The 12,108-nt window shown below is 42.9% G+C and carries 10 protein-coding genes and 1 pseudogene; all 11 read left to right on the plus strand.

Annotation, left to right across the window (positions count from 1 at the left end; all coding sequences use genetic code 11):
- Nucleotides 1-11: 11 nt before the first annotated feature.
- The 11 genes and pseudogenes from SG35_RS31940 (at nucleotide 12) to SG35_RS31990 (ending at nucleotide 12,055) form a co-directional block, all read left to right on the plus strand.
- Nucleotides 12-749, plus strand: a complete 738-nt coding sequence (locus tag SG35_RS31940) for a carbonic anhydrase (protein WP_044831183.1) — start codon at nucleotides 12-14, stop codon at nucleotides 747-749.
- 146 nt (nucleotides 750-895) lie between these two features.
- Nucleotides 896-1,102: a hypothetical protein gene (locus tag SG35_RS31945; RefSeq protein ID WP_152646488.1), complete on the plus strand. Its 207-nt coding sequence runs from the start codon at nucleotides 896-898 to the stop codon at nucleotides 1,100-1,102.
- 135 nt (nucleotides 1,103-1,237) lie between these two features.
- On the plus strand, nucleotides 1,238-1,459 hold the full coding sequence (locus tag SG35_RS31950) for a hypothetical protein (protein ID WP_044831185.1): 222 nt from the start codon (nucleotides 1,238-1,240) through the stop codon (nucleotides 1,457-1,459).
- Between the two features lie 41 nt (nucleotides 1,460-1,500).
- A complete protein-coding gene (locus tag SG35_RS31955) occupies nucleotides 1,501-1,908 on the plus strand; it encodes a hypothetical protein (RefSeq protein WP_044831186.1) in 408 nt (135 codons plus the stop codon).
- Nucleotides 1,909-2,112: 204 nt separating this feature from the next.
- Nucleotides 2,113-2,426, plus strand: a pseudogene (locus SG35_RS31960) (beta-ketoacyl synthase N-terminal-like domain-containing protein).
- Between the two features lie 139 nt (nucleotides 2,427-2,565).
- Nucleotides 2,566-3,867 (plus strand): phenylacetate--CoA ligase family protein, encoded by a 1,302-nt coding sequence (locus tag SG35_RS31965; protein ID WP_044836201.1) that lies wholly within the window; start codon nucleotides 2,566-2,568, stop codon nucleotides 3,865-3,867.
- On the plus strand, nucleotides 3,858-5,072 hold the full coding sequence (locus tag SG35_RS31970) for an aminotransferase class V-fold PLP-dependent enzyme (RefSeq protein ID WP_044836197.1): 1,215 nt from the start codon (nucleotides 3,858-3,860) through the stop codon (nucleotides 5,070-5,072). The genes SG35_RS31965 and SG35_RS31970 overlap by 10 nt, the downstream gene beginning before the upstream one ends.
- Before the next feature lie 82 nt (nucleotides 5,073-5,154).
- A complete protein-coding gene (locus tag SG35_RS31975; RefSeq protein WP_053043475.1) occupies nucleotides 5,155-7,608 on the plus strand; it encodes a penicillin acylase family protein in 2,454 nt (817 codons plus the stop codon).
- Nucleotides 7,609-7,634: 26 nt separating this feature from the next.
- Nucleotides 7,635-9,434 (plus strand): cyclic peptide export ABC transporter, encoded by a 1,800-nt coding sequence (locus SG35_RS31980; RefSeq protein WP_053043476.1) that lies wholly within the window; start codon nucleotides 7,635-7,637, stop codon nucleotides 9,432-9,434.
- Nucleotides 9,421-10,401 carry a sulfotransferase domain-containing protein gene (locus SG35_RS31985; protein ID WP_044836198.1) on the plus strand — a complete coding sequence of 327 codons (981 nt, stop codon included), beginning with the start codon at nucleotides 9,421-9,423 and terminating at the stop codon, nucleotides 10,399-10,401. Before SG35_RS31980 ends, SG35_RS31985 begins: the two co-directional genes overlap by 14 nt.
- Before the next feature lie 55 nt (nucleotides 10,402-10,456).
- Nucleotides 10,457-12,055 (plus strand): MBL fold metallo-hydrolase, encoded by a 1,599-nt coding sequence (locus tag SG35_RS31990; protein ID WP_044836199.1) that lies wholly within the window; start codon nucleotides 10,457-10,459, stop codon nucleotides 12,053-12,055.
- The last annotated feature ends 53 nt before the right edge of the window (nucleotides 12,056-12,108 follow it).

Here is a 12,108-nt window from a genome sequence, read left to right on the forward strand (position 1 = left end):
AGGAAGCAAGCATGAAAATAAGAAATATTGCGCTACTGGTGCTGTTATCAGGCGCGGCAACATCGGCGTTAGCAAGTGCACCACATTGGGAATATAAGGGAAAGCACGGGGCAGAGCATTGGGGAGATTTAACCTCAGATTTTTCCACCTGCAAAAACGGTGTCAATCAGTCGCCGATCGATATTTCATCCACCATAGATGCCATGCTGCCTGAGCTCGATATCAACTATGGCGCCAGTAAAGTTTCTCTGGTGAACAACGGCCATACCATACAAGCCAATATTGCCGGGAAAAATACCTTTAAAAATGACGCCGGTCAGTTTGACTTAAAGCAATTCCACTTCCACTCTCCCAGTGAAAATACCATCAACGGCAAGTCATATCCGCTGGAGATGCACTTTGTCCATGCAGATCCCTCCGGCAACCTGGCGGTGATCGGGGTAATGTTCGAACAGGGCAATGAAAACCAGGCGCTGTCAGGGCTGTGGCAGAGGATGCCGGCAGAGAAAAACACACCAGTACCGTTAGCAACCCGTTTTGAAAGCACAGAATTACTGCCTGAAAATAAAGACTATTTCCGTTTTAACGGTTCATTGACGACACCGCCATGCTCTGAAGGTGTGCGCTGGTTTGTGATGCAAGAACCATTGCAGGCCTCACATGGGCAAATCGAAAAATTCAGAAAGATGATGCCGGGGGACACTAACCGTCCGCTGCAATCAGTGAATGCACGCGTGGTATTAAGATAGTTTTATCCGGCATAGATACTCACTTATAGCAGATTTCTGATGATAAGTGAGATCCCGCAAAAGTTGCGGCAGTAAATATGATCTGTTTGCTGCCGCCATAATCTCGGGAAATATTTTAAAAAATCTAATGCTCGCGGGTGGCTTTTGTGCCCTTAGATCTGTCTTATCCGATATCTCAACCTGACTATATGATAGAAGATGCCGGTATTGAGGTTATTTTATCCTATAAAGGGCCGCAGCATATATTTGAACAAGTGGCGGTTATCGACTTGGATACTATTGACAGAGCTGTTGTTGAATATGCCCCTGCAATTTCGCCATATTCGCGTATGATCAGCCGCTTGCTTATATGATTTATGTCTAGGCACCACAGCTAATCCTAAAGGTGTCATAATAAGTCACTGCAATATCAAAACTTCTATAAAGCAAGGGACGATAGTTTTTACAGCCAAGTCCTTCAGCCAGCTTCCTGGCTGGCGATAACCAAAATGTCGTTTGATATCTCCATCTTGGGGTTATTATGGACGCTTAGCCGTGTCGACCGGATAGTGATCTACGGCAAAACCGATGAAGAAAAAGCTGGAGGTGGCCAAGCAAGTATTAGTGCTGAAAAAGCGCTTGATTTTAGCTTGTTCGATTTTACCGTCGATGCTCCCACCTTCTACAAAAAAACTTACTCGTTGACCTTTCCGCAAAAAATATACCAGTAAAAACAACTTTAAAACGGTTTGGATGCCGGAGCGTAATTTCCATGCTGGCAGGGCTCTCCGACAAGCTTGAGTTAAGGGCTGTTAGTGTGGTTTTACCTTTGAATGATCCCATCCGAATTGTCGAGAAATGGTCCATGATGGATAATTTTTCCAATGACCGGATTGGGTTGGCAGGCCTATGGCTTTGTTATAAAACAGAAAACCACCAGGCTTGTAAAGAAATGTTTACTAGTGGTGTCGAAGCCGTGGACCGGTTATCGCGGGGAAAAAACATCTCACGCGTGAATGATCAAGGCGCCGAAACGCAAATCAGTATCAGGCCACAGCCGGTGCAATCAGCTTTACCTGTGTGGATTACCGCCGCCTCCAATACCGACACTTTTGTGCAGCGGGTTAAATCGGTGCGAATCTGCTCACCCATATGCCGGGATAAAATACCCGTGAGTTAAAAGATAAAATCGGAGGTACTGGGAAGTGTGCAGTGAAAATGGCCATTTATGTCGTTAAAAAACAAGAAACGGATCAGAAACCTCAGATCACAGGAGGGCAAAGATGAACAATCAGCATAACGAGGTGGACATGGATCAGATAGCCATCATCGGGCTTTCCGGACGCTTCCCGGGGCCGCCAATGTCGATGAATTCTGGACTAATCTGGTTAACGGAGTCGAGTCTGTATCTCGTTTTAGCGATGAAGAACTGTTGGCCAGCGGCGTCAGCCCTGAAATATTTAATGATGAAAACTTTGTCCGAGCGGCTTCGGTATTGGATGATGTTGAACGATTTGATGCCAATTTCTTTGAGCTTTCTCCCAAAAGAAACAAAGCACCGATCCCCAGCACCGGAGCTTACTGGAATGCACTTATGAAGCCATGGAAAATAACGGTTATGCTGTCAGTGATTATGATGCCAGCATAGGTATTTATGCCGGGGCATTAACCAGTTCATACGAGCTAATATTGCATTAATTTTTGTCTGCTGTAAGTTTGTAGTTAACAAAATTAACAAGTTTTGTTTATTTTGTTTGTTTAAATAAACATCTTGTTATCCAAAATTAAACATAATAGTATATTTATTCTTAGTATTATTTATATGAATGGATATCCCATGGACGCGGTATATAAAAAAATAAAAAATGAAATAGCGTATGCCCATAGTAAAACTGGTTTTTTTAGAAAGCATCTTGAGCAGGCGGGTCTAACCCTCAACGACATTTCAGAGCCTAGTGATTTACTCAAAATCCCACCTACTGTTAAGCGGAATTACCGCCAAGGTTTTCCAGCCGCTGTTATTGCTTCCGGCTACAATCTAAAAAGTCCCTATGTAATGCGTTTTCAAAGCTCGGGAACGGAAGGGGATAGATTGGTTAGTGTTGTTTTGTCTTATGATCTTGCAAGGCGTCAGGCCAGTTGTATCTCTGTCAACCCAACATTTTCATCACTGTGGCGGCCAGGTTTGAAATTGCGTACCTGCAGATTCGCTGCTCCAAACTGTTCAGATGTAGAGTGTGCTAATCCAAACAGTACCATGGAAAGTCGAATGTTAGCCGATGGTACATTAGTGTTGCCTGTCTACCATGATCTGTTAACTACACCAGAACATATGGTTAATAGAGCTTTGGATGAAATAGAAGAGTACGATCCACATTTGCTATTTGTTGACCCTACCCATTTTGCATTTTTAATCAGAGCGATGAAAAAGGCAGGACGAGTTCCTCATAAAACGGATGGCTTTTGTATTATTTCTGCTTACACACTCTGTACACAAGTAGCCCGCCGTCAAATTAAGGAATGTTTTGGTGACAAGGTTGCATTTGCAGATATGCTTGGTATGTCAGAACTCGGATACATAGGTTTTGAATGTCTCGCCGGGCAGCAGCACATTAATGTTAAAGACTACCACATTGAGTTTATTCGAGATGGTCGCCCAGCCAAGCCTGGTGAGTTGGCGGAGATGCTTATTACGACTATCGGTGATCGCTTGTCTCCCCATATTCGCTATGCCACTGGCGATCTTTATCGCTTAAGTGCTGAAAAATGTTCATGTGGCGACCCTGCGCCAGTGGTACGCCATGAAGGTCGAGTTAAAAATGTGCTCTGGCTACATGACGGTACGTTAGTGACACCGAAAGAGTTGGACGAACTGATCGGGCCTGCAGCCTGGATAGACATGTATCAAATGAATCAAACAGATGATGATCAGTTTACTTTTCAATACATGGGTAATGAAGCCTGGACTCAACAGCTTGAAAATGAGCTGCTCGAAAAGCTAAAAGAAACTTTAAAAACAAAAAATATCAATTGCTCCACTACCAACTATTTACCCGCCGATCGGGGAGGTAAATTTATGTCTTGTGTTTCAAGTGTTGCAATGAGAGCAGATAAAAGGAGTTTAATATCATGGGTTTAGAAAATTGCCAAGCAGATTTCCCGGTTCTGGAACGCCTTATAGATGGGCAACGCGTCACTTACTTAGATAGTGCAGCGACATCTCTAAAGCCTCGCTCCGTTATCGACGCAATGTCAAATTTTTATTCGCAAAATGGCGTCAATATTCATAGAGGTAAATATTATCTTTCAGAAGAAGCCTCTGACTCCTACGAGCGGGTAAGATACTCTATAGCTCAATATTTAGGAGCATACGGAAATGAAATTGTTTTCACTAAAGGAACTACTGAATCATTAAACCTGGTGGCCTATGGCCTGGGTTTGCAGCAAGATGATATCGTTGTCGGTTTCCTTGATTCTCATCATGCTCAACTACTGCCATGGCGAAGAGCTGCAAACTTAAAATTGGTCAACCTTAATAGTGACGGGGGGATTGACCTTGATCATTACCATGAACTACTTAAGTTAAAGCCCAAAGTGGTTGTGCTCACGCATTGCTCAAATGTGAGTGGAAATATTGCCCCCATTGAAGAGATGACCATTGCGGCAAAAGAGGCCTGTGATGCAATTGTGGTGGTGGATGCCGCTCAATCAATGCCTCACCCGCATCTGCGCATTGATGTTTCTAAAATAGACGTTGATTTTGTTGCTTTTTCTGCCCACAAAATGTTAGGTCCAACGGGCGTGGGCTGTTTGTATGGCAAAAGCTCCCGGCTCAATGAATTACGCCCGCTGATGCTTGGTGGAGGCATGGTGGACTGGGTCGATACGGAAGGTTCCCAAGAGCGAAAAATCCCGCACCGCTTCGAAGCTGGAACACCGGCAATTGCCTCTACTTTGGGCTTCGGTGAGGCCATCAATTACCTTAAGCGGTTCGGTGAAAAAAAGTCGCTGGAGCATACCGAAGAATTGACTGAGGCCATTATTAAAGGGGCCATGGAGAGAGATTACATTCAGTTATTAGGTACAAAAAGTACAGAAAACCGCTGTGCTATAGGCAGCCTTAGAATTAAAAATTGTGATGACCTGTCTGATATCGCCAGATCTTTGAGTGATTCTTACGGCATTATGTGTCGAACTGGGCATATGTGTGCTCAGCCTATTGTGGATGAGCAGATGGGCGACGAGGTATTGCGAATCTCTGCTTACATTTACAACACTACCGAAGAGATCGAAAGATTCTATCAGTCACTGGATGAATTGGTTTCTTTTCTCGGACTCGTATAACGGTACTTGGAATTTATTTGAGTTTGTCTCTCCTTCAAGATTGAAGGAGAGTATACACAAGAGCATATAAGGAAAATAATAAATGCTATTGCGCTCCCACCCTATTTTATCTCGCTTTTTAATTTGGGTTGTTACTCCCTTCATATTGTTACTGGCTTACAGTTATAGTTTTCTGTTGCAAAGCCTGCCCCAGAAAGAGGGAACTGTGCGCTTGCAGGGGCTGGACTCTGCAGTAAAGGTCATTCGTGATGAAAATGCGATTCCTCACATACTTGCTGATAACGATCTTGATGCATTTTTCGCACTAGGCTACGTGCACGCGCAAGATCGATTATGGCAAATGAATTTTTCGATCCGCTTAGCTACAGGGCGCTTAAGCGAAATCTTAGGCAGGGATTCCCTTAACAGCGATAAGTTTATGAGAACGCTTGGTATCTATCGGGCGTCGGAGCAAGCCCTGCTGTCCTTGGATGAGCGTTCTCGTCGTACGTTAGAGGCTTATGCGAAAGGGATTAATGCTTGGATTAAAGAAGGGCACACACTCCCCTTAGAGTTTCAAATTTTAGATGCCGAACCGGAGTTATGGGAACCTGTTAATTCAATTGCACTGATAAAGCTGATGGCTTACAACTTGGGGGGGCTTAATTCTGGTCGTGAATTAACCCTCAGTGCATTAATAAAGGAGCTTGGCGTAGACAATGCAAACGAACTTATGCCAAATGTTAATGCTCAAAGCTTTCCCGATACCGAGACGGCAGGGTTAATAGATAAAGATATAATACTAGGTTTATTGGCTCAGAATGAGCAGGTGCAACCACAATTTAATGTCGGCGGAGAAGGCTTGGGCAGCAATGCTTGGGTGGTTTCTGGAGAGTATACACAAAGTGGTCTACCTCTGTTAGCCAGTGATCCTCACTTGGGGGTAGAGATCCCGGCAGTGTGGTATCTTGCTGAAATCCAGGGAGATGAGCTACATGTGACTGGTGCAACCTACCCTGGAGCACCTATTGTTCTCATGGGGCAAAATGAATCGATTGCCTGGGGTACTACCAATATGCTTGCAGATGCTCAGGATCTGTATGTGGTGCGTACCAATGATTTAAATGAGGATCAGTACAAGGTAGATGGCCAGTGGCTAGATATGGAAGTCGAAGAGGAGCTTATTCATGTTAAATCAGACTTTCCTCAGTTTTTAACCGACCCCATTCCCCCAGTAAAATGGCAAGTTAGAAGCACACGTCATGGTCCGTTGATCAGTGACGCAATAGGTCGTTCTGAGCGGCCATTAGCATTACGCTGGAGCGCATTAGACGAGCAAGACAAGACCTTTCAAAGTTTCCTTGATATCAACTATGCAGATGACTGGACCAGTTTTAAGTCTGCATTTGAAGGTTACGCTGCACCAGCCCTAAATTTCATTTACGCCGACAATAAAGGCGATATAGGTTTATTTGCTGCGGGTAACATTCCTATTCGCCATCACAGTAACGGCAGGATCCCTGTACCTGGTTGGAACTCAAAGTATGAATGGGATGGCTATATCCCAACGGATTCCTTACCCCACATATTAAATCCAGAACAAGGATATATCGCTAATGCAAATAATAAAAACCACACTGCAGATTACCCTTATTTAATTTCAAATATTTGGGCTGCACCTTTTCGAGTTGAGCGAATTAACAAGACCATTGAAAGTTACATTGATAAAGGTAAAAAAATAACAGTACAGGACTTTATAGACTTACAAGGGGATGAGGGCAGTCTGCAAGTGCAACAGTTATTGCCATTCTTACTAAGTTTAGCGCCTCAAAGCGCCCGGCAGGAAAGTGTTATTAGCAAACTTAAAGGTTGGGATGGTGTGTTGTCTGGTGATAGTGAAGAAGCTGTTGTTTATCAGGTGTGGTTGCGACATTTTAACACCTTATTGCTTAGTGATGATATGAGAGGCAGCGCATTACATGAAGAGAGAGCAAATGGCTTGCAAGGATTTTTGTCAGTCCTAAAGCCTACATTTATCAATAATGCTGTTAATCAAAGTGACTCTTTACAATTTGATTGGTGCGATCAGATCACCACTGAGAAACCGGAAACCTGTGAAGAGTTGGCCTTGATTGCGTTGAATGGGGCAATTGATGAAATTGACCGTCAAATTGGTGGCAATAAAAAGTGGGGGGACGTCCATGAAACTTATTATCCTCATCTGGTGTTTACTAACTCGCAGCTCTTGAGTTCCATATTTGACCGGGGCATTGAGGGTAGCGGTGATCGATACACGGTAAATAGTGGCAACTGGCGGTATACAGAAGATGGTGAATATCGAACAGGCTCCTCGGCTAACTATCGCCAGATTGTTGATTTAAGTGACCGGACAAAGGGCGGCTTTATTAACAATACCGGGCAAAGCGGTAATGTCATAAGTGGACACTATGATGACAATATCAAACCTTTCAAACAATTAAAGCTATGGCCTATGCAGCTAAACACAGTGCATGGTGCTGAATCAGCATCAACACTGACACTAGAGCCTATCAAATAGCAGCGTGAGCAAAAGGATCATTGAAAATGAAAGAAAATAATGAAAACTCACCTACAGGATTGTTCAAGCTTTTACCTGCGACTGCGCCTAATAAAGTATTTTTAGCTATCTTGCTAGGCTCTTTGGCGGGGATAGCGTATGCCATTGTTGTGCCTTTAGTTTTACTGTCCTTGCAGCCTTCGTTAAGTCGACTTATGCAGCCTGAATTTGAATCATCTTATTGGTTACTGGGAACATTTGAAATATCGTCCCCTACTCAGGCGTTTTTCTACTTTTCCATTGTGCTGTTAATTCTGCTATGTAGGGTGATATCCGAAACTATGGTTGCACAAACCTCGATAGATGCAACGGTAGGATTAAGAAAGAAGCTGTATAAAAGAATTTCCCAGCTACCTATTCAAAGTTTAGAGCAGATTGGCCAGTCACGTATATTGACCGCATTGAATAACGATATTGGACGAGTGACTGAAGGTGCGGCGGTGCTGCCAAATATTTTGGTTGCTGCAAGTACATTGGTCGGCATGCTTGCCTTCCTAATGTATTTAAAGCTCGAAGTCTTCTTATTCATCATAGGCATTATTGTATTTGGTGTAGTGACTTATCGTATCCCACTGTTTTTTGGTCAGAAACATTTAGTCAAAGCCCGTAATAGTTTCGATGGCATACAGGAAGGAATTAGGGGGCTCATATACGGCGCCAAAGAGTTAAAGTTAAATCAACAAAAAAAGCATGCATATTTGACCGAAAACCTTCATGCATATGAAGAAAACTTCGCAGCGGCTCAAAAGCGCGGTCGGTTTTTCTTAAGTGTTGGTTTGAATTACGGGACGCTGATTAGCTTCTTTGCTATTGGGATAGTGACCTACATAATGGCCAATTATTATACCTTGTCTCAGGCGAACTTGATGGGGGTGGTAATGGTACTGCTTTACATTACCGGCCCTATGTCAGCGCTCATCAATTTAATGAACGGCGTCATAATGGCCCGTGTTGCTGCAAAAAAATTAGATCATTTGCTCAATGAGATGCCTATAGAAGCTTCGGGAGATATCGCTGACCCCGTTGATTGTCAGCAGTTGCGAGTTGAAGGCTTAGAGTATATTTACCCTGCTTTAAACAGTGCAGACTCAGCATTTCACCTGGGTCCTGTTGATTTGACACTTAAGCGTGGCGAAGTCACTTTTTTAGTTGGGGGAAATGGTTCCGGAAAAACGACATTATCAAAATTGCTATCGCTTCACTATATTCCCGGTAAAGGCCAGATTAGCTTTGATGATCAAGCTATCAATGATAATAATCGCGAAGCCTGCCGTCAAAGTGTGTCGGCAATTTACTCTGACTTTTACCTTTTTACTAAGTTACATGGTTTGTCGTCAGAGAATATTGACCAACGTGCTATGCAATACATAAAAGATCTGGGGCTAGAAGGAAAGGTGACGATTAAGAACGGTCAATTTTCTAGCACAGACTTGTCTGATGGACAAAAAAAACGTTTAGCCTTACTGGTTACTTACCTTGAAGATCGTTCAATCTATGTCTTTGACGAATGGGCTGCGGATCAGGATCCCGGCTTTAAAGAAATTTTCTATCATCGGATTTTGCCCGAGTTAAAACTGCTTAACAAGATGGTCATAGTGATCACTCATGATGATCGATATTTTTATCTTGCCGACAAGTTAGTGAAAATGGAAAACGGCAAGGTTGCAGAAGAAATAAATAAAGACAACTTAGCAATAGCGGCATTGAAGCCCGAGCTGCAAATGAAGGGTTTTGAAAACGTTAGCGATGAGAAGGAAAGGTTGGAGGCAGATAATGCTGGCAGATAAAAAAAGTTTACCAAGTGATAGAAGCTTGAAAAAGTTTTTCAGGGCATTTGAGCTTTCTACAGAATATAGAGAGCGTAAATATTTCGGCAAGTCGCTATTTCATAAGCCATCACAGTTGATACTGGGGTTTATAGAATATCAGTTTCTTAGTTATTATTTTGCTAGGGTTCCCGGTTGGCGTTTGTTTTTACGACGCCTTTACTCAAAAGATCGCATTGCGCCAAATTATGTGGTTATTGGCCCCATGAAAAATGGTTCAAGTGATCTGGTAACACACCTGCAAATGCATCCAAATGTCATGCACCCCTTGGCTAAGGAAATTGCTAGCAGGAATGTTGAGCAAGTAAAATTGCATTATCCAACAATAAAGGAAAAACAGCGTCTAGAGGAACAAAGCCAACATCCTGTCAGATGTGGCTACCTCAAGCCTGAATTAAACAACATGGGGTTGATGGATCATCTTTATGAATTAAATCCTCAATCTAAAATCATCATCACATTAAGAGATCCGGTCTCCAGAGCCTATACACATTGGAAATGGGAGGTTTTTCTAGGAGGCGAGTTCTTAAGGAGTGATCCTCATTTTGAGACTTTTGAGCAGTATGCTGAGCGTGCGCTTGATTTGTTTCCTAGCCTGCCGATGAAAACAGCCTGTGGGTTTCCTCCGTTGCAAACCGGAATTTACTACCAGGCAGTGGAGAAATGGATAAACCGTTTTGGCAGGGAAAATGTCTTAATTTTAGATTCGGCTGAGTACTTTTTAAACAGGCAACCGACCCTTGAAAGGGTTCAGGAATTCCTGGAACTGCCCATTGTTGATATTCCTGAATATGGTGATAAAGCCAATGAAAACCCGATAAAGCTTCCGCCGGCAAACCAAAAAACAAAATCAATGCTTGCTGAGTTTTACAAACCCTACAACCAAAAACTATTTGACTTATTAGGTCAAGAGTTTGATTGGCAATAAAAAAGTTAGCGCACTTAATAGCTTCCAATAGTTTTTTTAATAGAGAATAATAAGAATGCAGAAAGAGTTACTATACCTAAAACCAGACGTTTATTTTGAGCCATTATTAAACCACTGGTACGCATGGCCCTATCTTATCCCCCCGGTTACTTTTGCACGACACACAGTGAATACCCATCGTCGGATCATGCAATCTTTCGTTAAGAACTATAAATTGCACATCATAGCGTCAAAAGAGTCAGTATTAACCGGTGGTGAGTTCTTAAATTGTACAGAAGAGCAGGTTGATGATATCAAGGCGCTGATAGCCGAGCTGGATGAAAGGTGCGGTGATCTCATTGAGTTATCAGATGCTGTTAAGCATTTAGATGATCTGCTATATGAGCACACCAGCGGTGAAAGTATTGAATATCTTTATGCCAAAGTTCCAGACCCTTTAAAAGGGTGTGTAGAACTGTTTTTGGATATGGAGCATCGTCCTTCTTATCGCATTATTGAGCCTTTGATGTATAGAAGCTCCTATTATAAGCCTTCGCTGCAAAGCCTGTCCTTTGGCTTGCTTTCTAAAGTCGGTGAACGTCCATTTGTCTTAAGCACCCCACGCTTGCCTGATGAAAATCATTTACAAATCAATGCAGAGTTTAATGCAGCCATTGTTGATGCCATTTTCCAGGCCAGAGAAAAACCTTTATCTTCTGAGCAGGTAGATGAGTTGTTTAAAGATTATCAGTCAATTGGTGGCGTGTCTTATCGCGAGTTGTTTACCAGCGAAAAGCCAGCAATCAACCACGTCCCTGTAGAAGAAGGCGTAAGATTAAACTATACGGGACACGCAGGCTTTCTGATCGAAACCAAAGATGTTTCCATATTGGTTGATCCCATCATTGCTTCTAGAGAGACCAATGATGACGACACTATGATCGGCTACAGCGAGTTGCCAGAAACCATAGACTATATTCTCCTGACGCATACCCATATGGATCATGCCAACATAGAGACACTGCTGCAGTTACGCTATAAAACGAAAAAAGTCGTTGTGCCGAAAAATAATGGTGGCAGCCTTGCTGACCCGTCGTTACGACTGATGTTACAGCAGTTGAACTTTGATGTGATGGAGGTGGACGACTTAGAAGAGATTGTTATCCCTGATGGCCGCATCGTTAGTTTACCTTTCCTTGGCGAACACGGAGACTTAAATATTCGCTCAAAAGCTGCCTGGTACATTGAAGCTTATGGTAAGAAGTGCTTTTTTGGTGCTGACTCCTCCAACCCAGACCGTAACTTGTATGAGCAACTTGGCAAAATATTCACTGACCTGGATGTGTTGGCTATCGGTATGGAGTGTGTCGGTGCGCCTTATACTTGGGCTTACGGCGCCTTGCATACCAAAAAAGTCCCCAAAGCGATTAAGAACTCAAGGCGTTTAGATGGCTCAGACTGCGAGCAGGCACTCCCCATGGTCAAGGCGTTTAATGCCAAGCAAGTCTGTGTTTACGCCATAGGGTTAGAAACCTGTTTTAAATACTTTAATGGTCTTGAGCACGAAGAAGATTCAAAACAGGTGCAAGAGTCGACTAAATTCCTTGAAGCTTGTAAAGAAATCGATGTTCCGGCAGAAATGTTATTTTGCAAAAAAAGCATCCACCTCAAGTAACAACAATAAAAACAAGAAATAGAAAATAAAGCCGTATGTGGTAAGGATTACTA

The sequence above is a fragment of the Thalassomonas actiniarum genome (genome assembly GCF_000948975.2).
Taxonomy (GTDB): Bacteria; Pseudomonadota; Gammaproteobacteria; order Enterobacterales; family Alteromonadaceae; genus Thalassomonas; species Thalassomonas actiniarum.